Below are 24,633 nucleotides of genomic sequence, written 5' to 3'. Positions count from 1 at the left end.
GTGCAGATTGCACAAACCCGATATGGGTGTCAGGTCAGGAATTCCAACGCACGCGTAAAGACGCCGGGATCAACATTTCCGCCCGAGGCGACAACGATCACGTTATCCCCTTCGATCTGGTCCTTGCGGAACAGGGCCGAGGCCAGCGATACCGCACCGCCCGGCTCCAGCACGATCTTGAGGCGCAAAAAGGCCAGCGCCATGGCGTGCAGCGCATCGTCCTCGGTCACGGATAGGCCGGGGCCGCAGAGGCGGTTGAGGATCGGAAAGGTAATGTCACCCGGCTGCGGTGTCAGGATAGCGTCACAGATATTGCCAGCAGTTGCAGGATTGCCTTGGATCTGCCCCGCCTCCAGCGAGCGCTTGACGTCGTCGAACCCGTCCGGTTCACACGGGCGGGCACACAGTCCGGGGGCGTGGGCCTCAAGCGCAAGCGCTATGCCCGAGGTCAGCCCGCCACCGCCGCAACAGACCAGAACGTCGGCATTGCTCACGCCTGCGGCTTTGGCTTGGCGCGCGATCTCGAGCCCGGCGGTGCCTTGCCCCGCGATGACTTGGGGTTCGTCGTAGGGGCGGATCAGGGTCAGGCCGCGTTCGGCGGCCAGTGCATTACCAATCTCTTCGCGGCTTTCCGTGGCTCGGTCGTACAGAACAACTTCACCGCCCAAGGCGCGCGTGTTGTCGATCTTCAGCTGCGGCGCGTCCGAAGGCATGATGATGACCGAGGAGATTCCGTGCTTCGCCGCCGCCAAGGCCACCCCCTGCGCATGATTGCCCGAGGAATAGGCGATCACACCGCGCTGTCTTTCCGCCTCACTCAACGCCGAGATGGCCGACCATGCGCCGCGGAATTTGAAGCTGCCGGTGTGTTGCAGGCATTCGGGTTTGACCCACACCCGGCGCCCGGCGATCTCGTCCAGAAAGGGTGAGGTCAGAAGGGGCGTCTCGCGGACATGCCCTTTCAGCCGATGGGCAGCGGCTTCGATCAGCTCTAGTGTACTCATGCTTGGTCCAGAATCTTGCGAATAACGGCGAGGGATTGCGGCTCGTCCAGAAAAGGCACATGGCCGCGATCCGGGACTTCAGCCGTGATCAGGCCCGGGTGGCAGGTCTGCATCTGTTTCAGTGTTTCTTGGCTCAGGATGTCCGAGTTTGCGCCGCGCAGAACGCCCGTCGGAATGCCCTTTAGCGCCTCAAAGAAGGGCCATAGGTCCGGCACAGCGCCAACTGCGGCTTGCTCCACCAGGGCCGTGCGAAGGGCCGGATCATAGCGCAAGGCCAGCCCCTCCGGCGTCTCCTGATACTGGTTCTCGGCCTGTATGCGCCAAGTTTCCAAGGGGACTCCGGGGAAATGCGGCTCCATCACTGCCTTCAGGACGGCGGCGGCCTCGTCAAAAGTCTTGGAGTTGGGTGCTACGCCCACGTAATCCATGATCCGAGCGATACCTGAGGGTTCGATCACCGGACCCACGTCATTGAGGATCACGCCTGCCAGCCGGTCCGGTTGCAGGGTCGCGAGCGTCATCGCATTCATCCCGCCGCGCGACGTGCCCAAAACAACTACTCGGTCAAGGGCCAGATGGTCCAGCAGTTCGATAACATCCTGAGTTTCGCGCAGCACATTGTAATTCGCGTGGTTCGGATCATGATCCGACTGCCCGCGCCCCCGCGCATCCATCGTGATCAGGCGGGCATCGGCCATATGCGGTGCAAGCAGCGAGAAATCGCGCCCGTTGCGCGTCAGTCCGGCCAGACAAAGAAGAGGAACGCCTGCGCCACTATCCTCATAGTGCAGCCGAATCCCGTCAGACGTTTTGCATTCACCCATTACAGCCCGGCCAGTTCGGGGATTGAGGTCAGGTCGGACATAACATGCGCCGGTTTCCACGGCAGCTGGTCCATCGGTTCGCCCGCGCGATTGACCCATGCGGTAACAAAGCCGTATCCGCTTGCCCCGGCAGCGTCCCAACCGTTGGAACTGACGAACAGAACCTCATCTCGGGCACATCCGAACCGGCCCTGCACAAGATCATAGACCTTGGCGTGGGGTTTGAAGATACCGACGCTTTCGACCGACAGCACATCGTCCAAATCATCGCCAATACCGGCCGATTGCACCGCGCCATCCAACATGGGAGGCGACCCGTTCGACAGAATTGCCGTTTGCAACCCACCCTGTTTCAGGGCCTGCAACATCTCGGGTACCTCGGGATAGGCGCGCAGCTCCCAGTAAAGATCCAGCAGCCGCTGGCGCAGTTTGGCATCCCCATGCAGCCCCGTCGCCTCGAGCGCCCAGTCCAGCCCGTCTTGTGTGACATCCCAGAAGTCGCAATGAGCGTCTGCGACGGCGCGCAGCCATGTGTATTGCAATTGCTTCAGCCGCCAGTGATTGGCCAGATCCGGCCATGTATCGCGGAGTGCCTCAAAGCCCGGCTCGACAGCGGCCTGGCGTGCCGCAGCGGCCACATCGAACAATGTGCCATAGGCGTCAAAAACACAGGTCGTGATTGCCATCTGCTCTCTCCCCTTTTTCTGGCGCAAGGTGGCACAAGAGGGCGGTGCAGGAAAGAGCCAAGATCCGACAGTGTCGTTTCCGTCGTGGGATTTGACCCTTTTCCGGAATCTGCCGATCAAGGAGCAAGTGGTTGCCGTAGATGACGAATTTTTTTGGTAAATCGGGTCGGATCTTGATTGTTTTGGTGCTTGCGAGACGCTAATCCGCCATACTACTTGTACAGCGTTTGCAAACCGCTCAGCAGAGGTGCCTGGCGCTCCAAAGACGCCACATAAAACAACCAGGTTGAATCCTTCTTTTGCAATCTATCTATCAGGAAGAGGTTGTCTGAATTTTGCTCTTTCGGACCCCAGGCAGTCAGCAGCATCGGTTTTTAAAGGCGGATGGCATACTCACCTTTCGACAATCGCAGACGTACGAGTTGGTCGAGCGGCTCTGTTTGAACATCACTACACATACTAATTCGTAGCGCGAATTAAGCCATTTTGAGTGCCATCCATGCTTGGTGGCGTTGGTATCCTCAAACCATCTATCGTCACATGCAGTCCATCAAGATTTGGATTGCTGGAATTTGCCGCGTGCTCCCGTCTTTCGGCCGGGACAAAAGGTTGCGGAACGATCCAGGCGACATCAACACTCGCCGCATCAAGAGATGCTCCGGCCTACGCCAAGCGGGTCTTGGCCTTCTCCAGCTTGTCTGGATCGGATACACCATCTTTCATGATCAACAGAATATCTGCTTCGGGATCGACCAGAAGGTTGATTTCCTCATTCGGATCACCGTTCACGAAGAGCAAATTAGAATGAACTAAGACTACACTTAGTACCAGTCTTCAACGTCTAGTGCTGCTTCTTCCATCGGAAATAGCAGCTTTTATTTCTACGATTGCTTTCTGAACGCCCTTGGGATTTTCACTGAGTTCAGACAAGCTCGCCTCAAGGTCATGGGCTGACCCTGTACCGAAAAAAAATCAACCCCAATTTCGGCGGCATTTCTGTGTTGCAGCAGGTGCCAAAAAAATCGAACAAAGGTCGTCTTATCTTACAGAGCATAAATATCCGCGTCTGAGATGAAACCCAATTCTGCGGCCTTGGCACACGTCAAGTGGCAAGCCAGTTCCATTTTCGTTACAGGTGTGTCGCTGACTTCGTTAGGATGACTTGGGATTGCAAAGGTAGACCTTCAAATGGCTTCCAGATTGTGACGCAAGCACTTTTTTGGGAACCAGATAGATAAATTAAGTTGCTTCGGGAGCAAGCGCAGATTCAGCTTGATCCGGATGTTTTTGGATGAATTCTCAATATCGGTTTCCAATGATAGGGACTTCGCCGACAATCATGCCAACAGGATCAGGTTTTTCTACCAGCCATCCCGTTAAAGCCTTCCGCGTCCAACAATCCATCTGCCTTTCGGATCACCGGATAAGTTCCATCAGAAACCTCTGGATACCTTGCGAGCCTTGCGTTAGCTGAGTGGAGTAAAGATCAGACCTGCCTTGAGGCAGGCGAGATAGAATACTTCAAACTCACAACATTGAGCATGAGTGACGCAACACGGTCTCCTTGACTAGGACCGGCCGCGATCAGGTAGGAGGCCAGCCTGTTGATATCGTCGGATAAATTTTGACATGTCTAAAAATCAGGCTCGGTAACAAGTTGGGTACTGTTCGGGCGCGACATGGCAAGAAAATGTACCATCTCATGCAATAGCACAGGTCCGGCAAGTGACATGTGTTATCCTTCACTTTTGCAAGAAATACAGTCGAGTTAGTGAACAGATGTTTATTACTTTTTGATCGAGTTAAAGGCTAAATTCAGATGTATGTCGGAGCAACAGTGTAGCGTTTCTAGGCGGATCTTTTCGTCGCTTGAAATCACCGAGCTGGAAGACAAAAGAAACTCGACGAAACAAACGGCACACTGATAACTTGATTAGTACGAATCTTGATGTCAGCCACAGTGCTGCGATAAGCAGGGCGTAAGTCGAAATTATCCACGCCGCAGCGTTTCCAACTGGTAGGCTTTTCATTTCCATATTTTGAAGTCCCACCGCTTCGTGCCCGCTATGACCTGCCATTTCATTGTGCTCTGGTGATGTATGCCCAAGCGACGGGTCTGGGCCATCAGCATCGGGTAGCGTCATGCAGCCGTGCTTCAGGTGGTTCACCACCAACCATCTGTTTAATGGAAATGCGATCACTGCTCCGACGACGGTAACGAGACTCATGCAGAACCAGAATTGTGGGGTAAGCGGGTCTTCGGATCCTGGCCAAGCAGCCGCGAGCAAAACCATGGTAGGGATCATGCCTGTCATAACCATGTTCATCGACACCGTTTCCGCAAAGGAAGTTTTCCGAACGGCCCGCCAATAGCTCCCGAACATCGGCTTAATCATCAACGCCTGGAAGATGAACAAACCGGACACGAAGCCGAATAGGTATTAGACTACGATGTCCCATCCGTTGGAAAGGCTTAGATAGTGGACCAGAATGGCGGCAAAAATGATGTTCGTAGCGTCACCTGCCACGCAGTGCATCTCGCTATTGACGCCTTGTTTCCAAGTATCGCGAGTATATTGGTCGTGACCTCCTGGGAATGGGCGACGACACGCAAGCAGGTCGAAGAACAAGCCAATCGGGCCAGTCTAGAGTGGCACAAGAATCCACGCCGCCCGCTGAACCCAACTTGTCACACAATTTCTGATCGAGTCCCAAACTACAAAGCTCACACTGACTCCGATAACAAGAAACCACACGAGCATCGCACCATTTATCTTGTCATATTTCCTTTTTCGGTGGGCAAATCGCTTGGCTAAGTTCCTCCGCTGCGAGTCGAAATGGCTCGATTAAGAATTTCTTTCACCTTCCAACCTATTGAAGGTGCTTCGGATGCGCGCGGGCCCGCGATGTTCAATGTTCCAGGTGAAATTGACGTGAGCCAGGATCGCACTTGGGCAGCGCAATTTTCGGTCCCCTGCCGCACATCCACGACCAAATGCGATTTGCCGATTTCTTTAGCGTAGTCGATTGTCAGTTGAGTTCCCGGGCTCGGCGAGCCATCCAAGAAAACCAGCAAAGCGTCACAATCCTTGACGTTCAGCTTCGTTCTTTCACTGACATCCTCAGATTGTGTTTCATTCAATCCGCTAAAACTCTCGGGAATGCGACCGGCTTCGTTTGTCCGTCCCTTCGGAACCCACCCACCACACGCAAAGCCGCTCTCTGACGCGAATTGCAATGCTGAAAGGTCCACTCCGGTCTGGCCTCCCGTCACGATTTTCACCGACACTCCCCTTATCTACATCGATTAGGCCGACCGTTGTTTCGCGCGACCTGATTTCCCCACCGCAGCAGATTGACGTTGCAATCGTCCCGGTCGATTAGAACTTCGATCAGGCAAAGACCATCATGGTCGAAAGCCGTATCTATGGCATTGTCCAACTCGCCTTCTGTTGTGACCTTGCATCCCCAAGCTCTGCCCTCTCCGGCGCTGAACACGTCTATCAAACCAGCGTAGTTCCAGTTCTTGATTGTGTTGTAGGGGCCGTCGTGGATCTCAACCTCAATTGTGTAGCCGCCATTGTTTATCAAGAAAATAATCGGCTTCGCGTCGTAACGGATCATGGTTGAAATCTCTTGGGCGGTAAGTTGGAACGAACCATCTCCAATGCACGAGATCAACCGACGCTCTTTGTTCCCTAAAGCGTATCCCAACGACGCGCCGACAGACCAACCAATAGATCCATATTGCATTTGTATCTCAAACCGCGTGCCCTCGGGAAGGTTGGTCTCCATTCCATTAAACCAGGAATCCCCTGTCTCTACGAGTAGCGTGCTGTCCTCATCCAGCATCTTCTGAACCCGCGCGAAAAGTTGGCGAACCGTCACCGGAGTGTTCGCTGCATTGGGTGCTGGTGCGTTTGCCTCGGTTCTGACACGTTGGAAAGCCGTAATGGCTCCATTGTTGGGCGTTAGCATGTCGGCCAGCGCATCCAGAAACTCATCCATACGGACATTGCTGAAATGAGTATCTCCTAACTGAATGGAAGTTGGATGCACCATAACCGCTTTGCCGGGATCAAAACCAAGTTGGTGACCTGTTGTGGTGTAGTCGGTGAAAACAGGGCCGGCAAACAGCAACCCATCTGCTGCATCGACAATTTCCCCGCAACCCGGCGTGCTGACAGGCCCCCAGTATATTCCCATGAAATTCGGGTTTGCTTCGGTCAAGAAGCTCTTGGCATTTGGCATTGAAGCCTGCGCGTAGTCACAGGCGGCGGCAAGACTGCGCAAAGAGCATTCTGCCTGGCCAGCCCGCACCTTGCTCCCTGCAACAAGCACTGGCCGTTCCACCGCATTCAGGAACTCTGATACTTGTGCAACCGCAGTCGCTAGCGTGTTTGGATCGCTGCTAGGCCGTCTGGCAAAACTGCGTGGAACTGGCGCGGACGTTGGAGCTCCAGCTATGTTCGAGGCGACTTCGATGTAAACAGGTTTGCGCCGAAGCATCGCGGTGTCTATCGCCCTGTCAATTGCAACAGGTGCAAGCGAAGGGTGATGGATCGTGACGGCCTCAGCGGTCACACGAGCAAACATTTCGCGCTGGTAGTCATAGTCGACCTCGCCAAGTGTATGATGCAGATATTCCCATTCGGCCTCAGAGTTTGTGTTCGGCCCCCCGGAAATCGCGATCAAAGGGAGATCCTCGGCGTAAGCACCTGCCACGGCATTCAACAGGCTCAACCCTCCAACCGAGTAGGTTACCACTGCCGCTGACGGACCTCCTGTGGCGCGGGCATATCCGTCTGCCGCATAACCGGCGTTAAGCTCGTTGCAGCAACTGATCATTTGCAAATCTCTATTGCTAAGCAACTCATCCAGCAGAACCAAATTGTAGTCACCGGGGACAACAAAATAGTCCTTAATTCCAGCTTCTTGTAGTCGTTTTGCCAAATACGATCCGACGGTCCAGCGCCCAATTGCCATGCCACTATTCCAATTCAAGTTGCTCAATGAACTGGGCGCATCCTATTTGCTAAAGGTAGATTCTCAAAACTGAGGAAGCTGAGCGAGGTTGCAAAGCTAGATAGATGGAAGCGGAAGACTATTTCAGCCTAGATAAAATTTACGATTTGGGTTCGGAGCCGCTGTTCTCTACGGTAGTCATAGTTGGCGGATCGAAGCATAGACGGCCGTAGCGTGACGTTGACTAGACTTTGCAAAGTCTACTTTTTGCGCATCGCTGACACAGTACGGTCGGGATGCTGCGCGGTGGAGAGTTGAATCTTTACCCGCAAAGCGGAAGTTGATCGGAGCTATCTCAACATCCGATTTCGGTGTAGTGGGTAGCTCTCAAACAAGTCTTGGAGATGGGATGTTCACCGGAGCCCGTCGAATCTGGGATTGTATAGTGCTGTTTCAAAATTTACGGCATGGGCTAGCACTTTTAGTGGTCTTAATCTTTGTTCTACATTTGCACGCATATGCTTCCTGACTTTAGGGTTTTACGCATATGCTTCATGCATTGCACAACTATGGTGTTTCATCAAACTTGTTGTTCAATATTGGGTTGTTAAAAGACATCGTTACACAACCCGTGCATGAAAATACTGTTTCCTGCACTCTTACACCCATTTTGCAATAGAAGCAGGCATTCCCATTTCGTCCAAATCCACAGATACGTGGCGAACCGTTGTACTTCGCTGCCAAGTTCGACCGGCATAGATGCAAGGGTGGATCCATCTTCGCTTTGCAAACAAATCTTCGCGATAGGATCGAATAAAGTAATCCGCATTCCGCGACTTGTCGCCCTCGAATGAGTTATGCCCCGATCACAATAGCTTCGATTTTCTTCGGCAAGCCACGGATAGCGTGATAGCCAGCCGACTGTTTGCTACCCTTCATGTGCTCTGCGACGCTCTGAGTCACCAGTATCTTTTCGTCCAGTTTCTTGCACAGTTCCTGAACGCGACTGGCCACGTTCACAGCCTGACCGACGACCGTGAAATCCAAACGATCAGGGCTGCCGATGTTGCCAAAGGTGACGCGACCGAAATCAATGCCGACGACGAACTCGATTGGCTCGTGCCCCTTTTCGGCTGCTGTATCGTTGTGGTCGCGCAGGTTGGTCAGCGCGTGTTCTGCCGCCCGCACCGCAGCTCTGCACGAGGCTTCCGCGTCGTCATCAATGTTGAAAACGGCAAGTATGCCGTCCCCCATGAATTTGAGAACGTCACCGCCCTTTTCTTGGATGGGCGATACGACCATCTCGAAATACTCACCCATCATGGCCAGCAAATCGTCCTCGGACCAGGTTGAGGCCTTTTGGGTAAAACCCCGCAGATCCGCAAACAGGATTGCGGCAGAAACGGTTCTGTGTTCTCCGCGCTTTATGTGCCCCTGGTCAATTTCTTCGGCGGGGCCGTGCCCCAGATAGGTCCGAAGAAGGCTCTTTTGCGACTGGCGCATCGCAATGGGTTCCAAAGCCGCGGCAAGTGCGTATCGCGTGTCTTCGATGTAGTGGATATGTGCGTCCGAAAACCCAGTATCTGCGTTTGAAGTAAAGCTGGTGCCCTGAACGGAGCCGTTGCCGTGCTCCAGCGGGATGGCCAGAAAATCGGTGGCGCCTGCTTCGGCCAGCTCGGCATAGACCGGATGCTCTGCCAGAACGTTGAGGTCGGTCAGGCGTTTGCGCAATGGGCGCCGCTGGGTGACAACATATTCGAACGGGCTGCCGTGCCACGCACTGGTCGACAAAACCGTGGTCGGTACGGTGTAGCGGCGGGTTTCCTCGGGTGTCCAGATGATCCCCCAAGCGCTGAGCAAAGGGTTCGAATAATTCTGCGCGATCCTTGCGCGGGCGAGGGGGACGCCAAGCGCGGTCAATCCTTCGCAATAGCCTTTGACGATAAGCCTCTCGTCGCCCAACAGGCGACCATCAGAAATCAACCAGTGGTTCAGGTGATCAGTCTCGGCCATCGTTGTCACACACTCTTGTTCCGCGCTGATAGTCTACCTTTCATTTGGCATCGGAGAACCCGCGCCGGCTGAAAAACCTGTGTTTTCTGTCCAGCGCAGGATCGGTCGACCTCAGCTTACCGCCGCTGCCAGTGAGGGGTCGTCTTCCAATTGTTTGAGCAAACGGGCCTGTCTCACCTTGGGATCCAGTTCGGGGTCGCTCAAATAGGCCAGCATATGAGGTACGTTCTCTTCAATCTGCTCCTGAGAGGCCACCGCCATGCCATGGGCCACGAAAGGCCTTAGGTATGTCATTCCGGCCAGGTTCGCCGTCTGTTGGAACGGTTTCAGAAACTCGGCCATCGTAAAGTTGTTGTATCCGCCTGCGTGATAGCTGTGCTCGGGACCTCCGGTCGAGACAAGTATGAGGAATTCACGCCCTTTCAGTTGGTCACCGCCCGGCCCATAAGCGAAGCCATAGTTCAGCACCTGATCCATCCAGGCTTTCATGATCGGAGGGGCGGAATACCAGTAGAATGGAAACTGGAACACGATCCGGTCATGGGCCAGCAAGAGGGCCTGTTCGGCTTCGATGTCAAAACGCATCTCATCGCCGCCAATGGCGGTCAGATCGCGGGTTGTCACGTCGGCGGCTTCTGAAAGTGCGTCAAACCAGGCGCGGTTAATGCGCGATTTGCTCAGGTCCGGATGGGCGGTGAGGACAAGGGTTTTCATGAATCTGCCTCTTGCAGGAATGTTGCGGAATAGTGGGTGATTAGCGGGCGGCCATCCGGTCGGGTTTCAAAGCGCCAGTTTTCCTGAACGCGGGCTTCAATGTGGTCCCCCGCAACGGTCGTGGCGCGAAACAGAACCTCAAACTGTGCGGCGCCCGGCTTGATCTCGACTTTGCTAACGTGATGCTCGGTTGGACGTTGCAAGGTTTCAAGCGCGCCACGATACCAGGCCCGCACGCGATCACGCCCGCTGAGTGTGGTATCGACATCAGGCATGTCCCAGTCCACATCTGGGTGGAGGTCAGGCAGGAACACGTCGATCGGATCCAGCCTGTCGAACCGGGCAAACCAGTCGGCAATGAAACCGCGGATTTCGGGGTAATCGGTCACTTGAATCACCTGTTGATGGTTTACTTGGCCAGTCTCTTAGGGACAGGAGCCAGCGAGTATTGGGACCAGAAAAACGTATTTGCCGCATCCTGATCGGCTGATAGGTTAGTGGCTTCGACGATCTTGCCATTCTCGATCCGGTAGACGAGGGCCCAGGTCGTATCGACATTCGGTTTGCCATCGGCGTTCGACCAGCCGCGGTGGATGTCAACCACATGAGTCTCGTCGGCCCCGAAATAGATGGGTTCTGCTTGAAAACCAGCGGTGCCCAGTTGTTCGAAAAAGGCTAGCACTTCGTCCCGACCGGTCTTGGTGCCGGACAGGGGGTGGCGACCCGGGATGTGCCAATTTACGTTCTCGTCCATCACGGCTGCGATACCGTCCAGATCACTGGCGCCATAGGCGGCGAAGAAGTCCTGCACGACCTTGATATTGTCTTCTGGGGATGCGGCCATGGCGGTCTCTCCTGTGATCAGAGCAGCGGTGAGGGCAGCAACTTTGGTCAGAGTGTTCATCTTGTGTCCTCTTGAATAAATGGTGACAGCCATTTGGGCTGCGATGACACGAAGATAATAATCCCGGCGAGGCGTGATAATTCACTCCGAAGGCATTACTTTCATGTATAAGATCGAATAATAAATTTGTTCGGGAACTCTATGCGCCTGCCACTTGCCACGCTTGAAATCTTTACCGCCATCGCGCGCCACGGATCGCTGCGTGCTGCGGCCGAGGCGCTGGGTATCAAGCCATCGACCGTTAGCCATCAATTGAAAGCGTTGGAAGACCAGCTGGGCACTGCGCTCTTCATTCGGACAACGCGCTCAATCAGCCTGACCGAGGCCGGGCGAGCCCTGATCCGCGGCGCGGGGCCTGCCTTTGATCAACTCTCCGAGGCGGTCGAAAGCGCGCGCAGCACCGGTCACGCCGCGCGGGGCACTTTGAAACTGGCGATGCCGGAGTTTGCCTACCACCTTTACGTGGGTCCGATCCTCAAGGGTTTTTGCGCCGCGTATCCCGAGATCGAACTGGAACTGTCGTTGACGGATGCGCTTTCAGACATACTCGGCGAGGAGCTGCATGCTGGATTCCGTCTTGGGGATCGTGTGGCACAGGACATGGTGGCTGTGCGGTTGACGCCGCCGCTTCCAGTGACCGTCGTCGCCAGCCCGGATTACCTGACGGCACGTGGCATACCGGAAACACCGCCTGACCTGTTGGGGCATACCTGTATCCGCTACAGGTTCCAATCCTCGGGCCAGATTGCCCCATGGAGCTTTCAATCGAGCGAGGAGGAATATGCCGTAGATGTGCAAGGTAACCTGATCGCGAACGCCCTTCCTGCAACGGTGGATCTGGCGAAAAGAGGGTTAGGGTTGGCCTATACCTTCAGGGCTTATGTTGCCCCACTGATTGATACCGGAGTATTGACACCAGTTCTTGAGGACCACTTGGGCCCCACACCCGGTATTTTCATGTATTTCCCACGCGAGTATAAATCCATGATGCCCCTGAGGCTGTTCATCGACCACATAAAGCGCCAACAAAGCGTTTGACCCTGCGCGCGCAGAACCCACATATCGAGCATTGCAAGCCGGAGCCGCTCCTTGCCCCTAAGATACGCTGATATCTACCCGTCAGAACCGTTGCTGAACAGTGATGAGATGCAGCGCCCTTCGGCGGCTGGATTAATGTCAGTGCGGTATTTTCGGGCCGAACCTGATCGGATGCCAGAGGAGGTGTTTTCGGAACACCACGTCCTTCTGAACCTGCAGGAGAAGGGGCATCGAGTGCAAAACTGGCGGGACGGCACGCTGCGGGATTTCACCTTTTGCAAAGATGAAGTCATCGTGACCCCGGCAGGTATGCGGTCAGGCTGGCGGTGGTACGGGCAGTCCGATGTGATCGTAGTCACCTTGCATCCGGACAAGGTCCAGCACTTTGCGCAGTCTGAGCTGGGTATGCTGCTGGCACCTGAACAGTTTCGCGATCTGCCGCAGTTTTCCGATCCTGACCTATGTGCCGCAGGTGTCATTCTGCGCGATGCGCTGGCAACCGACGACATGTCCTCAGCCGTGATGTTCGAAGCCATGAGCCGGGTGTTTCTGGTCAAACTGCTGCAAAAATACGGCAAACGCCGCGCCGAAGAGGTCGAGCTGTCCGCACGCTTTTCCTCTCAGCATTATCAACGGGTGCTGGCCTATGTGCAGGACCGTTTGGACCAAACGATCACGGTCGATCAACTGGCCTCTGAGGCGGGCATGAGCCCCTCGCATTTTGCGCGGGTTTTCAAGGAAACGCTGGGCTCGACCCCCATGCAATATGTCATGGCCTACCGGGTCGAGCAGGCGATGAAGATGATCGAAGACCCCACGCGCCCTCTGGGTAATATCGCTTTGGCCTGTGGATTTTCGGATCAGGCGCATTTCACGCGCAGTTTCAAACAGGTGGTAGGGCAGACCCCGCGCGCGTTCCGCGCAGCAAATGCCGTCTAAAGCAGGATCTTTCAAAAACGCGGCAGTCCGGTGCAAGTATCCCTGCTGACCGCAGCATATCTCAGATGTCATCGGGCTTGTGCCCATCCAGACAGATTTTGGGAGATATCGCTATGAATACCCTCGCTCTGAACACCGCCGCAGCGCTTATGGCTTCGACAGCCGCTGTTGCGCAGGTCGAAACCCGCACCGTTACCTTCGAGAACGAAGGCGCTATGCTGTCCGGCACGCTGTACCTGCCGGAAGAGCGCGGAGCCGAGCCTCTGCCAACTGTCGTCGTGACCGGGGCCTGGACCTCGGTTCAAGAACAGATGCCCGCAAACTATGCCCGAGAAATGGCCGAGCGCGGCTTTGCCGCCTTCACTTTTGATTTCCGCGGTTGGGGTAAATCGGGCGATCTGCCGAACAATGTGCGCTTCGTTGAAAGCCCCGAGGCCAAGACATCGGACATCAAAGCGGCCGTCGCATTCGTCGCCACGCTGCCCGAAGTAGACGCAGATCACATCAACGGCCTTGGGATCTGTGCCTCGGCCGGGTACATGGTCGACGCGGTCTCCGGCAATCCGCTGGTTCAGCGACTGGGTTTGGTTGCACCATGGTTGCAGAATGAAGAGATCGTCGAGGCGGTTTATGGCGGCGCAGAAGGTGTCGCCGGGCTGATCGAGGTGTCCCACGCTGCCGAGGCCGCTGGCGGTCAGATCATCCCCGCCGCAGGACCCGAGGGTGCCGAGGGCGTTCTGATGCCAATCGGTGGATACTACTATGAGGCCGACCGGGGCGCGATCCCGGAATATGACGACAAGTGGAACAATGCGGGCTGGGAAGGATGGTTGACCTATCACCCCGCCGACAATCCGCAGCGTTTGGATAAACCACTGGCAATTGTGCACTCGGAAAGCGCAGCGATCCCACAGGGCGTGCAGACCTTCCTTGCCGGTTTCGCAGGCGACGCGACAGCTCAATGGCTGGAGGATGTCACGCAGTTCGACTTCTACGACAACCCCGAGGATGTCACCCGCGCGGCCGATACCGTCGCTGACCACTTCCGCGCCGGTTCAACCAACTAATCCCTGTCTGGACGCCGAGCAATCATTCGGCGTCCACCCTCATATATTCGGAGCATCCTCATGCGTAGAAAACTTACATCGACCCTTGCGGCCGTCTCTATGATCGGATCCGCGGCTTTTGCTGAACAGCAGGCGGACATCTCGACCGCAATCACCGATATCGCGGCCGGCGCTGACCGACACGATTGGAACCGCGTGCGCGACGCGTTTTCCGATACCGTCACGACGGATTATACCAGCCTCTGGGGCGGAGACCCGGTCACACAACCCGCCGACGAGCTTGTGGCGATCTGGTCCGCCTTTCTTCCTGGTTTCGACGCGACGCACCATATGGTGACCAATCACACCATCACCTCTCTGTCCGATACATCCGCCACAGCACAGGCTGATTTCACAGCAACCCATCGTCTTGATGATGGCCTGTGGGTGCTTGGTGGCCGCTATGATTATGAGCTTGAGAAATCAGACGACCGTTGGGTTGTCACATCCATGACCATGACGGCAATCTGGGAATCCGGTGACCGTGGGCTTGTGGCTCTTGCTGGCCAGCGCGCTGCCGAGGCGAATTGAAGGAGGGATCATGACCAGTCAGCGTATCGCACTCGTGACCGGCGCCAATCGCGGTATTGGCAAAGAAGTGTCCCGCCAATTGGCCCGGGACCATGGGATGAAGGTTCTGATGGGTGCGCGCGATCTGGCAAAAGGGCAGGCTGCCGCAGATGAGATCGGATATGGGGCGGAAGCCTTGCAACTGGATGTCTCTAGTCCGGACTCTGTCGCGGCCGCCTTCTTCTTGATGGTTGAATCGGCCTATGGCCGCCTTGATGTTTTGGTGAACAACGCGGGTGTGGACTACGACACCGACCAACAGGTCCACCTCGCCGATTTGGACCGAGTGCGTCGCGCGTTCGATACGAACCTTTTCGGCCCTTGGGAGACCACGATTGCGGCAGTGCCACTGTTAAAACGAGGAACGGATGCCCGGATCGTCAACGTGTCCTCTGGGGCGGGGTCGCTGACCAGCATGTCCGCAGGAACGCCTGGCTATGGCGTGTCCAAAGCGGCTCTGAACGCGCTGACCCTCAAGACCGCTGCCGCCTTGAAACCTCAAGGCATTCTCGTCAACGCCGTCTGTCCCGGTTGGGTTGCCACAGATATGGGGGGCGGGGGACGTCCGATTTCCGAGGGTGCCAGGGGCGTTGTCTGGGCAGCGACCTTACCGAATGGTGGCCCGACCGGAGGGTTCTTTCGCGACGGCGTCGCCATTGAGTGGTAGGTTCAGCCGGGTGTCATGAAATCAATCAGCTTTCTGACCCGCGCAGGCAACAGGCGGCGGCTGGGGTAGACGGCGAACATGTCCCGCGTCATTGGTTGGGCATCCGTGACCTCAAGCCGTTGCAGTTCGCCGTTTACCATATCTGAAGGCAGCATCGCGACACCCAGGTTGCTACGGGCGGCCTGCGCAATGACATCAAGGTCGGTTAAACTGTGCGCGATGGACTTCGGCTGCAGTGTTTCCCCGCTCTCCAGCACCCAGGGTTGACCGGCATTCAGGGCGGGCAAAGCAAGAAAGTCTGGTCTGGATATCGACCCGTCCAACCTATGCTCTCGAATGAAGCCCTGTCCTGCGCAAAAGCAGTAGGGAACGGACCAAAGCCGTTTCGCGACAAGGCTGGAATCCGTCAAGGGGCCGAGGCGGAAGGCCAGATCGATATTGTCGCGAAAGAAGTCCAGCATGACATTGGTCGTGGTCATCTCAAACGACACATCCGGGTTCTCTGCTGCGAAATCCAACAACCGAGGGCCAATGGTCGTGCGCGCGGCCAGCGGAGGCGCCGTGATGCGGATGCTTTGGCGTCTGGTATCGTCCGTAAAACCTGCGACACCTTGCAGAGCCTCGATCGGGTCCTGACATCGATCCAGAAGGCGGCGGCCTTCTTCCGTTAGGCGCACCTGGCGCGTCGTTCGCTCAAACAGTTTGGTGCCAAGATGTTCCTCCAACTCGGCAATCCTTCGGCTGACACGGCTGAGCGGTATCCCCAGTCGCTCCGCAGCTTTGGAAAAGCTGAGATGGTTTGCGACGACAGTAAACAGGGCAAGGTCGTTGTAGATCATTATTCTAATTTTGGGATTATTTCTCCTGATATCAACTATTATCATTCGATAGCGTGGCCTCTACCTTCTGCGCAACAGAAGGAGACAGCTCATGCCTTTCGCCATTGAAGTCACCCAGACCGGCAAACCAGATGTTTTGCGCGAAACAAACCGTGCGACCCCGACCCCTAATGCCGGGGAAATCCTGATCTGCAACAAAGCCGCGGCAGTCAATTTCATCGACACGATCATCCGTCGAGGTGAAATGCCCGAGGGTATGATGCCTGAGCTACCTCATGTGCCCGGGGTTGAAGGGGCCGGAGTTGTTGAGGCGCTGGGCGAGGGGGTCGAAGGATTCTCTGTCGGGGACCGCGTGGCGTGGATGGGGCCGATTGGTGCCGGTGGATACGGCACCCATTCCGTGATCGATGCGCCCTATGTCTCCCGGTTGGCCGATACTGTCGATTTCGAAACCGCAGCCGCAATCCCCGTCAACGGGATGACGGCCTACCATATGCTGGTCAATCTGGGCGGCGCGGCAGCTGGCAAATCTGTACTGGTTCACGCGGCAGCCGGGGGCGTTGGCACCATGGCCCTGCACATGGCCAAGCATCTGGGCATGACAGTGATCGCTTCGACCAGCACCGACAAGGTTGGGTATGCGAAGGATCAAGGTGCCGATCACGTCATCAACTATCGCACCGAGGATGTCACCGAGCGGGTGCTGGACCTCACCGAAGGGCGCGGCGTGGATCTGGCGCTGAACCCGATCTCGGGTGAAACCCTCAAGTCAGACCTCGACGCTCTGGCGCCTTTGGGCACTGCAGTTCTATTTGGGTTCCTTGCCGGCCCGCCCGCAGGTAATTTTGCCGAGGATTTGGCGAAGCACTTTCAGAAGTCGGTTTCGGTCCGGGTTAGTGACATATACACCTATTTCGTCGACCACCCCGATCAGTTCAGCGCAGATATGGCCTCGGTGTTCGATCTGCTGAAGACGCGTATTCTGCGCCCGCAGGTGAGCATCCTACCCATTGCCCAAGCCGCCGAGGCGCACCGTCGTTTGGAAGCCGGTGAAACCACCGGTAAACTGGTTCTGAGCATAGAGTGATCGAGCCCGGCAAACACGAGTCGCGGCAAGGCGGTCGAATCTAGTTGAAAAAGACCTTTAGCCCCACATAGGGCCCTTGCTGGGTGACATCATAGGCGAAGGGGCCGGTTGACGTTGAATCGCTGTAGTCGACGCTGAAATATCTGTAGCCAAAGGTGATCGCGGTTCGATCCCACGGCTGATAGTCAAAGCCGATATTTGCGCCAACCTGTAGATCGTTGCCTCCGGCCCCGAACCCGCCAAGTTCCAGCGATGCGATGGTGGTCCACCGGTCGTTGAGACGCCACATGCCCCGGGCACCCACGACGGGCTCAATCCAGCCTTCATCACCGCCTTGGGTCGGTGGATTGGTTGGACCCGGGGTTGTGAACCTGATTTCCTGCCGGATCGAGTTGTAGCGAATGCCGCCCTGCAGATCGACGGTGTAGCGCTGGTTGTTGGCACCATAGGTTCCATCCGCCACGCGGTAAGCACCCATGACCGCAAACCATTTCTGGCGCACATCCACATCCACCGCAGTGGCAGCAGGGCCGGAGAGGGTGGTGTCCTCTCCGATACCCACATAATTGGCATCAACGATGATCCCAAAGTCTCCGTTCCAGGCCTCATACCGCCCGGCCGCTGCGAAATCGAGAACATCCAGCACGTCGCCAAGATCGAGGTCGATATCGGCTGAAACACCCGAGACTGTTGACGTTCCATGCGTACGCAGCGGGGTGAACAAGTAGAAGCCAAGAGCGTGTCGCCAGCCGTCTTCGGTCTGACCCGGCGCAGGCAGGGACTGGGCGTATGCTGCGCTCGACAGGAAACAAGACAGGGCCGTGGCGCCTGCCATCACGGCAGCGGATCTGATAGCCATTGGTGAATCTCCTTACTTTCAAATTGCGCGACGACCTTGCTGCAAGCCGTCAGTGTCCGGATATACGATCATCTGCCAACAGAGGACTGTTTGAGCAGAAAGGCCTCGACAGCGGCTTCGGTTTCAGGTCGCAGGTTTTCGATGCCTTCATAGGGAACACCACGGGCTGGTTCGATGTCTGGATACTTTTCCTTGCGTTTTAGATGACGCCCCAGAATGCGGACAAACTCTTGCCCGCCCCAAGCTCCAACCTCGGTTGAAACCGGGTATTTCTCATGCGTATCCCGGTAAACATCGAAGAAATCAGCCAGAATCGCGCTCTCTCCGGCTCCGGGAATGCGCAGCTTTAGTTGATCCTTGATGACCGCGCGGGGGGTGTGGACGGAATAGACGATCAGGTGGTCGCGCCGTCCTTTTGTTTCACCCAACAGCAGTAGCGAGGATTGGTCGACCCCGTCCACCAACCTATCCCGAGGAATACCGCTCTCGGCTCCGGCGAACCGGGCGAGTGTGGTATAGAGATCCGAGACGTGGACGATATCTCCGACGATGCCGTCGGCCTCGATCATGCCGGGCCAGCGGATGAAGCTGTCGACCCGAATGCCGCCCTCGGACACATCACCTTTGCCACCGGCGAAAACCATCGGGGTGAACCCTGATTGCGGCGAATACTTGGTGAAATGGCCGTTGTCGCCCATCACGATGACAATGGTTTTGTCGGCCAGGCCAAGCGCCTCCATCTCGTTGAAGATATCCCCTAGCCAGCTGTCGAGCTGCTGCATCTTGTCGACATAGAGCCCTCCGTTCGGCGATTGCGGCCCCGAACGACCTGCGCGCGTGTTGTCCAGCGGAATGAGTGGCCAATACTGCAGGAAGAAAGGCGCGTCCCCGCCAGCCAGCTCGCGCATTTTTTCAAGCGTCTGGTCCTGGTAGCGTTGGTTCATTTCGTCATATTTTTCGGCGGTCCAGCGCTCGCCTGCCGTCATGTCAACTTCGCGCGCAAGACCACCACGCTCGGCTTCAAGGCCGGTGACCATCGCGGCGGGATCGGGGCGAAAGAAGTCGTCGAGTACGAAACGGTCATCGAAATCTGCGATCCCGACCGAGACCTGTTCCTTAATCGCATCGTCGTTGTAGATGGTCAGCTGACCCTGCTGGTGAACCGGGAACCCCGCCCAATCGAAGCCTTGGTTATGGGGCCAGGCCTCGGGGATATCGCCCATGTGCCACTTGCCCACATGCACAGTCGCATAGCCTGCATCTGACAGGATCTCGGCCAGGGTGACTTCGTCGGCGGGCAGCCCGAACCCCGCGATGTCGACCGTGGTGTCGCCCATGCCCATCCTAACCGGGAGCCGACCGGTCATCATCGCAACCCGTGTGGGTGTGCAGGAGGGTTCGGTATACATGCGCACCATGCGCATCGCTTCGTCCGAGAAGGCGTTGATATGAGGCGTCGAATACCCGCGCACGGCGTTGAGTTCAGGGATACCAAGATCGCCAAAGCCGATATCGTCAATCAGGATATTGATGATGTTGGGTGGCTTACCGTCATTCGAGCTTCGGAAGTCTTCGAGCAACTGATCAACCTCGGCATTGTCCGCAGCCCATTGTTCGGCATTCTGCGCTTCGAGGATGTAGTACTCGGCATCATGGATGATCGGCGCTTCCTGAGCGGTTGAGATCGTGGCCGATAGACAGAACAGCACCGACAGGCTGGATAGGGTTTTCATTTCAACAATCCTCATTCGCTTTGGGCGGGGGTCTGGCGGGGGTCAGGTGTGGTGTGGGGCGGGCCGGAGCGGTTGATATCCGTTCCGGGGAAGAACTCGACCCAAACATGCCAGAACATGCCCGATCGAAGGGTTTCAACGCGGGTCAGTTGGCCGCAATCCGCGTGTCCGAAGAAATCGACATGGGTGATGGGCGCGCCGCTGTCATTGTACCAGACGCCAACGCTTTCATAGATTGGGTCGTAGGAAACCACGACGTCACGCCCGCCAACCGTAGCGTTGATCAGCCCTTTATTTTCGGCCAGGAAATCATCGGTCCAGCAAACTGCGTCGTCACCGATCGTGATGCCCCAGACATAGGTTTTGTTGGGCAGACGGTTGTCGCTGTGGCTCATGTTGTCCATGACCGGTGCTTCTTCTTGGTGCTGCTTGGCGATGCCCGAGGAGAAAACGGTTTCAGTAAAGGTGTCGAACAACCTGAGAAGCGGGTTCGAGGAGGGCTTGTTCAGAAAGACCTCACCATCTGGATAGGCTTTCTGAAACCCGCGAAAGCTCATCCGAAAAGTGGGCCATGGCTGCATTGCCGCTGTTTTCGAGGCATCGCTGTCGAAGCGACCATAGATCTGCTGGATTGGCTCTCCGGTGGTGTTGTCGCGTAGGATCAAGTTGTTGCCATGCTGGGCCATCACCTCAAGATCCAGACGTTTGCCGTGGATCTCGGGTTTGTAGGCCTGCCCCAGATTGGCCATGGCGCAATAGGTCATGACGATGTCGTCGCCACCCAACCCCTTATCGTTTCCGGCCAGATGAGGGCGCATCAGCTGGGCGTCGGAATGCGCCCGCGCGTGGCCGTTGTTTTCAATCACGAGAACACTGGCGGATGGGTTGATGTATCGCTGCGCCTCAGAAATTGGATAGTAGCGGGCGGTGTTTTGCTGGTTGCGCAGGCCGATATGGACCCAAACCCATGGAAACACAAACAGGAAAATGATCACCAGTGTCACCGCGGGTACGCCGAGGAAAAACAGCCAGCCCGGACCGCCACCAAGGAAATGCCCGACAAGCATCAGCGCAAGCCCGGCGATTCCGGCGGCAAGATAGGTGTTCTCATTCCGGATAAAGCGGATCATGTTATTGCGCTTGACCTTCAGCACCATTTGGCTGACGTCACCGAGATCGCGGAAATACATGAACCCGATGGTCAACGACACGATGAGCCCGACGTAGAATAGAAAATTGGCCAACATTTGAATCGCCTTTTTGCGTCTTGATTAGCCCTCGGGCTGGGTCGAATGGGAGGAAAGGTAAGTTTTTATTTCGTCCTCAAGCCCTCGGAGGCTGTCGATGAGATCAGAATTTCTTGGGTCACTTGCATCGCAGGGTAGGAGAGCGGCCAGGCTTTCAAAGTCAGCGCAGATTTGCGCAAAGACCGTATCCGCGCTGCGCAGGCGCCGGATCTCATTCGCCTGATCAGGAAAGTGTATCGACAAGCAAGCCATCATAAGCCTCACGGTGTCTGAACCCAGTTGTGCCTCCGTGATGAGGTCCAATTCCCTCCTTTGCTAATCATTCTGTCCGAAATTCATTTACACATTCAGGTATCTTAACGTATGTTACGGGGTAACATGTTATTTTTCAAAGACTTGAAACCAGCCAGCGGTTAACGAAAGCGATGTCAGACGCCAGCGTAAAGTCAGATACGGCCCAAAAAACGCTCTCGGATGAAGACATTCAGCGGGCACTGAAGGCGGTCCTGGACAGTCCGGAATTCGATGGGGCCGAGCGACTGCAGTCTTTCCTCAGCTACGTTGTCGATAAGCTTCTGGCGGGCCAGTCCGAGGATATCCGCGCCAAGTCGATCGCCGAGGATGTCTACGGAAGGGCGCTGGATTCCGGGGGCGACCCCATGGCCGTCGTGCGTGTCGATGCGGGGCGCATGCGTCGGCGATTGGCGAGCTTCTACTCGAACTCCGGCAAGGATCAGAGGCTGCGCATCCATGTGGATCCGGGCGGCTATGTCCCCCGGTTTGAGGTTTTGGACGTCAGCATATCGCCAGACCGAACGCGTCACTCAAAGACGGTCTGGGTCTCAGCGGCGGTATTGGCCGCGTTGACGGTCGCAGGCGGCGCGACGTTCTTTTCCCGCACGCCCCAGTCACCGCACAGCCCGCTCGTGGTCTCTGCAAATGCCAATCAGGAACAAGCCGTCAGAGAGGCGCTGTTCTCAACAAACCCGAGCAAGCTGCAGGCGGTTAATCTGGCGAGTGAGGCGCGCCTGCTGATGTTTCCAGTTCTGGACCGCGACAGGCTGCAAGCAGTGCGCGGCATGTTCGAACGCGCCATGGCACTGGATGAGACGTATTTCGGTGGCTATGCCGGTTCGGCGCAGGCGATCAGCATCCTTGCCTTAACAACCCCGCCCGGAGCTGAAAAACAGGCGCTTTTGGCCCTCGCCAAAAACCGCGCCTACCGAGCGTTGGAACTGGCACCGGATGAAGGCTGGAGCCATTCCGCCCTTGCCCTGGCTTCATTTTGCTCGCGCGAGCACGAAGCAGCGCTTGCACAGTCCACGCGCGCAACGCGGCTTGCCCCTGATGATATCCACGTCACAAACTTTGATGCTCTGTTCGCTTTGTTTGGCGGGGATTTTCAGCGCGCAATAGCGTCCGCCAATCGGGCGCAGGACGCTAATACGACCAACGGAAGATTTCCTTATCGTAGCGTGTTGGCTTCATCCAGCTATCACTTGGGGGACTATCAGGCGTCCGTAGACCAGTTCAACGAGGCGGTCAGGCTGGGTGATCCGGTCAGCGCGATCTCTATCGGTTATCTGGCGGCAAGCTATCAACGGCTCGGAGACGATGAGCGCGCGCGGGCCACAATCCTGTTGTTGGACGAAGCTTGGCCAGGTTACCCTCTGGCCGCGCTGTTTCGAACCTTGTTTGCCGATCCGAACCACGCCGAAGACATCATCAGCGCGCTTGACGAAATAACTGCTTTGCAAGCCGACTAGGGTACGGGACTGGAAGAAGAGGCTATTCCCGGATTTCCGACGGATCGACGCCCCAGAGGTTGGCTTTCAGCGTCCACCCCTTGTAGCCCCCCGCCGAAATGCGACACCAGTCCAGCGAACAAGCTCCGAGGCGGGCGACCACTCCGGTTTCGAAATGCGCGTTGACGGTCGAGTTCGGATCGGGTCGGGCATAAACGGGCAGCATCTCGGATTCGATCAGCACCGTGCGCACGCCGGACAGCAGGGCGTAGTGAACCCAACCTCCGGCCCCGTCGCGATCCTGTACCTTGCGCCAGTTGCCGTATTCCGCAGTGATTTGCAGCGGCATACCGCGCCGCTTGAAGACCCAATCGATTCGGTGGGTCAGGGACGGACCGCGGCGCACATTGCCTTCGGCAGCCTTCATCGAGACATAGCGCGGAAGGGGCAGGTTGGTTACCGGGCCGCGCACGTCTTGGGCTGCGACCGGCGCAGAGCCGAACGCAATGAGATACGCGGATAGGATCGCCAAACAAAGGCGTTTCACCGGTAGAAGACCACTCACTGACTGCCTGCTCTTGTGCCTGTTGATCTGCTTTCGAAAAAAGGTCGGCTCAATGCCTTTGGGGTTCTTGTGCCCCGCCTTATCCTGCGCCACGATGCCATGACGCAAGCGCGTTTGCAAAGCAGTGGGAGGGCGGAAGTGCCAAGAGAACGTCTGAGTGTTGTTGTTACGCGACGGTTGCCGGAAGCAGTGGAAACGCGACTGAGCGAGCTGTTTGATGTTCGCCTGCGCGACGATGACACCCCCATGACCCGTGAGGAACTGGTCGCCGCCGTGCAAGAGGCCGACGTGCTGGTGCCGACGGTGACCGACACAATCGACGGTGGTTTGCTGGGGCAAGCTGGTGAAAAGTTGCGTTTGATTGCCAATTATGGGGCAGGGGTCGACAATATCGACGTCTCAACCGCGCGCCAGCGTGGGATTCTGGTCTCGAACACTCCGGGTGTTCTGACCGACGACACGGCCGACATGACCATGGCGCTGATCCTCGCGGTGACGCGTCGTTTCCCCGAGGGTGTCGCGCTGATGCAGCAGGGCGATTGGTCCGGTTGGGCTCCGACGGCTTTGCTTGGTGGCCGGATCGGAGGGCGACGCCTGGGTATTCTGGGCATGGGCCGGATCGGTCAGGCCGTCGCGCGCCGTGCCAGTGCTTTCGGGATGCAGGTACACTACAACAACCGCCGTCGGTTGCGCCCCGAGATTGAACAGGATCTTGAGGCCACCTACTGGGAAAGCCTCGATCAGATGGTGGCGCGGATGGACGTCATATCGGTCCACTGCCCCTCGACCCCGTCGACATTCCATCTGCTGAACGCGCGTCGGCTGAAGCTGCTGAAACCGTCGGCTGTGGTGGTAAATACTTCGCGTGGCGAGGTGATCGACGAAAACGCGCTGACGCGGCTGATCCGGTCCGGGGATATCGCGGGTGCCGGGCTGGATGTGTATGAACACGGCACGCAGGTGAACCCACGCCTTCGCAAGCTGCCCAACGTGGTGCTGCTTCCGCATATGGGATCGGCCACACTGGAGGGGCGGATCGAGATGGGTGAGAAAGTTATTATTAATATCAAGACCTTCGAGGATGGGCACAGACCGCCGGATCAGGTGGTCCCATCCATGCTGTAACCT

Annotated in this window: 23 protein-coding genes and 1 pseudogene; 8 read left to right on the top strand and 16 right to left on the bottom strand. The window is 56.7% G+C overall.

The window, feature by feature from the left end; translation table 11 throughout:
• Window positions 1-29: 29 nt before the first annotated feature.
• The 11 genes and pseudogenes from ACR0AI_RS17950 to ACR0AI_RS17900 form a co-directional block, all read right to left on the bottom strand.
• The gene (locus tag ACR0AI_RS17950; protein WP_480676044.1) at window positions 30-1,004 is read right to left on the bottom strand and encodes a threonine ammonia-lyase; all 975 of its coding nucleotides are present in this window, start codon (window positions 1,002-1,004) and stop codon (window positions 30-32) included.
• Window positions 1,001-1,828: an alpha/beta fold hydrolase gene (locus tag ACR0AI_RS17945; protein WP_480676042.1), complete on the bottom strand. Its 828-nt coding sequence runs from the start codon at window positions 1,826-1,828 to the stop codon at window positions 1,001-1,003. Before ACR0AI_RS17945 ends, ACR0AI_RS17950 begins: the two co-directional genes overlap by 4 nt.
• Window positions 1,828-2,514, bottom strand: a complete 687-nt coding sequence (locus tag ACR0AI_RS17940) for a haloacid dehalogenase type II (RefSeq protein WP_480676040.1) — start codon at window positions 2,512-2,514, stop codon at window positions 1,828-1,830. The genes ACR0AI_RS17945 and ACR0AI_RS17940 overlap by 1 nt, the downstream gene beginning before the upstream one ends.
• A gap of 663 nt (window positions 2,515-3,177) precedes the next feature.
• On the bottom strand, window positions 3,178-3,312 hold the full coding sequence (locus tag ACR0AI_RS17935; RefSeq protein WP_480701424.1) for a hypothetical protein: 135 nt from the start codon (window positions 3,310-3,312) through the stop codon (window positions 3,178-3,180).
• Between the two features lie 1,004 nt (window positions 3,313-4,316).
• Window positions 4,317-4,943 (bottom strand): annotated as a pseudogene (locus tag ACR0AI_RS17930) (DUF4396 domain-containing protein); the annotation flags it as partial.
• 383 nt (window positions 4,944-5,326) lie between these two features.
• On the bottom strand, window positions 5,327-5,797 hold the full coding sequence (locus ACR0AI_RS17925) for a putative molybdenum carrier protein (protein WP_480676036.1): 471 nt from the start codon (window positions 5,795-5,797) through the stop codon (window positions 5,327-5,329).
• An 11-nt stretch (window positions 5,798-5,808) separates the two neighbouring features.
• Window positions 5,809-7,500 carry a thiamine pyrophosphate-binding protein gene (locus tag ACR0AI_RS17920; RefSeq protein ID WP_480676034.1) on the bottom strand — a complete coding sequence of 564 codons (1,692 nt, stop codon included), beginning with the start codon at window positions 7,498-7,500 and terminating at the stop codon, window positions 5,809-5,811.
• 834 nt (window positions 7,501-8,334) lie between these two features.
• Entirely contained in the window at window positions 8,335-9,492 is a 1,158-nt protein-coding gene (locus ACR0AI_RS17915) for an adenylate/guanylate cyclase domain-containing protein (protein WP_480676032.1), read from the bottom strand.
• 111 nt (window positions 9,493-9,603) lie between these two features.
• A complete protein-coding gene (locus ACR0AI_RS17910; protein ID WP_480676030.1) occupies window positions 9,604-10,206 on the bottom strand; it encodes an NAD(P)H-dependent oxidoreductase in 603 nt (200 codons plus the stop codon).
• Window positions 10,203-10,595, bottom strand: coding sequence for a nuclear transport factor 2 family protein (locus tag ACR0AI_RS17905; protein WP_480676028.1), 393 nt, complete (start codon window positions 10,593-10,595; stop codon window positions 10,203-10,205). The genes ACR0AI_RS17910 and ACR0AI_RS17905 overlap by 4 nt, the downstream gene beginning before the upstream one ends.
• Window positions 10,596-10,615: 20 nt before the next feature.
• The gene (locus tag ACR0AI_RS17900; protein WP_480676026.1) at window positions 10,616-11,110 is read right to left on the bottom strand and encodes a nuclear transport factor 2 family protein; all 495 of its coding nucleotides are present in this window, start codon (window positions 11,108-11,110) and stop codon (window positions 10,616-10,618) included.
• A gap of 141 nt (window positions 11,111-11,251) precedes the next feature.
• Here ACR0AI_RS17900 and ACR0AI_RS17895 point away from each other — a divergent pair, with 141 nt between their 5' ends.
• From ACR0AI_RS17895 to ACR0AI_RS17875, 5 genes are all read left to right on the top strand, one after another.
• On the top strand, window positions 11,252-12,148 hold the full coding sequence (locus ACR0AI_RS17895) for a LysR family transcriptional regulator (RefSeq protein ID WP_170722444.1): 897 nt from the start codon (window positions 11,252-11,254) through the stop codon (window positions 12,146-12,148).
• Window positions 12,149-12,199: 51 nt separating this feature from the next.
• Window positions 12,200-13,087, top strand: a complete 888-nt coding sequence (locus ACR0AI_RS17890) for a helix-turn-helix domain-containing protein (protein WP_170722442.1) — start codon at window positions 12,200-12,202, stop codon at window positions 13,085-13,087.
• Between the two features lie 113 nt (window positions 13,088-13,200).
• Window positions 13,201-14,154, top strand: a complete 954-nt coding sequence (locus tag ACR0AI_RS17885) for an alpha/beta hydrolase (RefSeq protein ID WP_480676024.1) — start codon at window positions 13,201-13,203, stop codon at window positions 14,152-14,154.
• A gap of 60 nt (window positions 14,155-14,214) precedes the next feature.
• Window positions 14,215-14,724: a nuclear transport factor 2 family protein gene (locus ACR0AI_RS17880; protein ID WP_480676022.1), complete on the top strand. Its 510-nt coding sequence runs from the start codon at window positions 14,215-14,217 to the stop codon at window positions 14,722-14,724.
• Between the two features lie 10 nt (window positions 14,725-14,734).
• Complete coding sequence (locus ACR0AI_RS17875; RefSeq protein WP_480676020.1) at window positions 14,735-15,430, top strand: SDR family oxidoreductase; 696 nt, start codon at window positions 14,735-14,737, stop codon at window positions 15,428-15,430.
• Window positions 15,431-15,432: 2 nt separating this feature from the next.
• Here the strand turns inward: ACR0AI_RS17875 and ACR0AI_RS17870 are convergent, their stop codons facing one another.
• Complete coding sequence (locus tag ACR0AI_RS17870) at window positions 15,433-16,269, bottom strand: LysR family transcriptional regulator (protein WP_480676018.1); 837 nt, start codon at window positions 16,267-16,269, stop codon at window positions 15,433-15,435.
• A 91-nt stretch (window positions 16,270-16,360) separates the two neighbouring features.
• On the opposite strand from ACR0AI_RS17870, the gene ACR0AI_RS17865 reads away from it, so the two are divergent.
• Window positions 16,361-17,356, top strand: a complete 996-nt coding sequence (locus ACR0AI_RS17865; protein ID WP_480676016.1) for a quinone oxidoreductase family protein — start codon at window positions 16,361-16,363, stop codon at window positions 17,354-17,356.
• 40 nt (window positions 17,357-17,396) lie between these two features.
• Here ACR0AI_RS17865 and ACR0AI_RS17860 read toward each other — a convergent pair whose 3' ends face one another.
• The 3 genes from ACR0AI_RS17860 to ACR0AI_RS17850 form a co-directional block, all read right to left on the bottom strand.
• A complete protein-coding gene (locus ACR0AI_RS17860) occupies window positions 17,397-18,215 on the bottom strand; it encodes a hypothetical protein (protein ID WP_480676014.1) in 819 nt (272 codons plus the stop codon).
• Between the two features lie 68 nt (window positions 18,216-18,283).
• Window positions 18,284-19,948 (bottom strand): sulfatase-like hydrolase/transferase, encoded by a 1,665-nt coding sequence (locus tag ACR0AI_RS17855; RefSeq protein WP_480676012.1) that lies wholly within the window; start codon window positions 19,946-19,948, stop codon window positions 18,284-18,286.
• Between the two features lie 11 nt (window positions 19,949-19,959).
• Entirely contained in the window at window positions 19,960-21,195 is a 1,236-nt protein-coding gene (locus ACR0AI_RS17850) for a DUF3179 domain-containing (seleno)protein (protein WP_480676010.1), read from the bottom strand.
• A gap of 425 nt (window positions 21,196-21,620) precedes the next feature.
• Between ACR0AI_RS17850 and ACR0AI_RS17845 the strand changes: the two genes are divergently transcribed.
• On the top strand, window positions 21,621-22,961 hold the full coding sequence (locus ACR0AI_RS17845; protein WP_480676008.1) for a tetratricopeptide repeat protein: 1,341 nt from the start codon (window positions 21,621-21,623) through the stop codon (window positions 22,959-22,961).
• Between the two features lie 22 nt (window positions 22,962-22,983).
• On the opposite strand, the gene ACR0AI_RS17840 is transcribed toward ACR0AI_RS17845, so the two are convergent.
• The gene (locus ACR0AI_RS17840; RefSeq protein ID WP_425085188.1) at window positions 22,984-23,472 is read right to left on the bottom strand and encodes an SH3 domain-containing protein; all 489 of its coding nucleotides are present in this window, start codon (window positions 23,470-23,472) and stop codon (window positions 22,984-22,986) included.
• A gap of 171 nt (window positions 23,473-23,643) precedes the next feature.
• Between ACR0AI_RS17840 and ACR0AI_RS17835 the strand changes: the two genes are divergently transcribed.
• Complete coding sequence (locus ACR0AI_RS17835) at window positions 23,644-24,630, top strand: 2-hydroxyacid dehydrogenase (protein ID WP_170460359.1); 987 nt, start codon at window positions 23,644-23,646, stop codon at window positions 24,628-24,630.
• Window positions 24,631-24,633 lie beyond the last annotated feature (3 nt).

This window comes from Ruegeria sp. BG3 (assembly GCF_056538485.1).
Note: the sequence above shows the minus strand (reverse complement) of the source record. Positions and strands in the feature narration are given on the sequence as shown.

Excerpts from the sequence above, each read along its gene's own strand:
- ACR0AI_RS17870 (WP_480676018.1), bottom strand. The coding sequence starts at position 16,269 with ATGATCTACAACGACCTTGCCCTGTTTACTGTCGTCGCAAACCATCTC.
- ACR0AI_RS17850 (WP_480676010.1), bottom strand. The coding sequence starts at position 21,195 with ATGTTGGCCAATTTTCTATTCTACGTCGGGCTCATCGTGTCGTTGACC.
- ACR0AI_RS17860 (WP_480676014.1), bottom strand. The coding sequence starts at position 18,215 with ATGGCTATCAGATCCGCTGCCGTGATGGCAGGCGCCACGGCCCTGTCT.
- ACR0AI_RS17910 (WP_480676030.1), bottom strand. The coding sequence starts at position 10,206 with ATGAAAACCCTTGTCCTCACCGCCCATCCGGACCTGAGCAAATCGCGC.
- ACR0AI_RS17845 (WP_480676008.1), top strand. The coding sequence starts at position 21,621 with ATGTCAGACGCCAGCGTAAAGTCAGATACGGCCCAAAAAACGCTCTCG.
- ACR0AI_RS17885 (WP_480676024.1), top strand. The coding sequence starts at position 13,201 with ATGAATACCCTCGCTCTGAACACCGCCGCAGCGCTTATGGCTTCGACA.
- ACR0AI_RS17865 (WP_480676016.1), top strand. The coding sequence starts at position 16,361 with ATGCCTTTCGCCATTGAAGTCACCCAGACCGGCAAACCAGATGTTTTG.
- ACR0AI_RS17950 (WP_480676044.1), bottom strand. The coding sequence starts at position 1,004 with ATGAGTACACTAGAGCTGATCGAAGCCGCTGCCCATCGGCTGAAAGGG.
- ACR0AI_RS17895 (WP_170722444.1), top strand. The coding sequence starts at position 11,252 with ATGCGCCTGCCACTTGCCACGCTTGAAATCTTTACCGCCATCGCGCGC.
- ACR0AI_RS17880 (WP_480676022.1), top strand. The coding sequence starts at position 14,215 with ATGCGTAGAAAACTTACATCGACCCTTGCGGCCGTCTCTATGATCGGA.
- ACR0AI_RS17945 (WP_480676042.1), bottom strand. The coding sequence starts at position 1,828 with ATGGGTGAATGCAAAACGTCTGACGGGATTCGGCTGCACTATGAGGAT.
- ACR0AI_RS17920 (WP_480676034.1), bottom strand. The coding sequence starts at position 7,500 with ATGGCAATTGGGCGCTGGACCGTCGGATCGTATTTGGCAAAACGACTA.
- ACR0AI_RS17875 (WP_480676020.1), top strand. The coding sequence starts at position 14,735 with ATGACCAGTCAGCGTATCGCACTCGTGACCGGCGCCAATCGCGGTATT.
- ACR0AI_RS17940 (WP_480676040.1), bottom strand. The coding sequence starts at position 2,514 with ATGGCAATCACGACCTGTGTTTTTGACGCCTATGGCACATTGTTCGAT.
- ACR0AI_RS17900 (WP_480676026.1), bottom strand. The coding sequence starts at position 11,110 with ATGAACACTCTGACCAAAGTTGCTGCCCTCACCGCTGCTCTGATCACA.
- ACR0AI_RS17855 (WP_480676012.1), bottom strand. The coding sequence starts at position 19,948 with ATGAAAACCCTATCCAGCCTGTCGGTGCTGTTCTGTCTATCGGCCACG.
- ACR0AI_RS17915 (WP_480676032.1), bottom strand. The coding sequence starts at position 9,492 with ATGGCCGAGACTGATCACCTGAACCACTGGTTGATTTCTGATGGTCGC.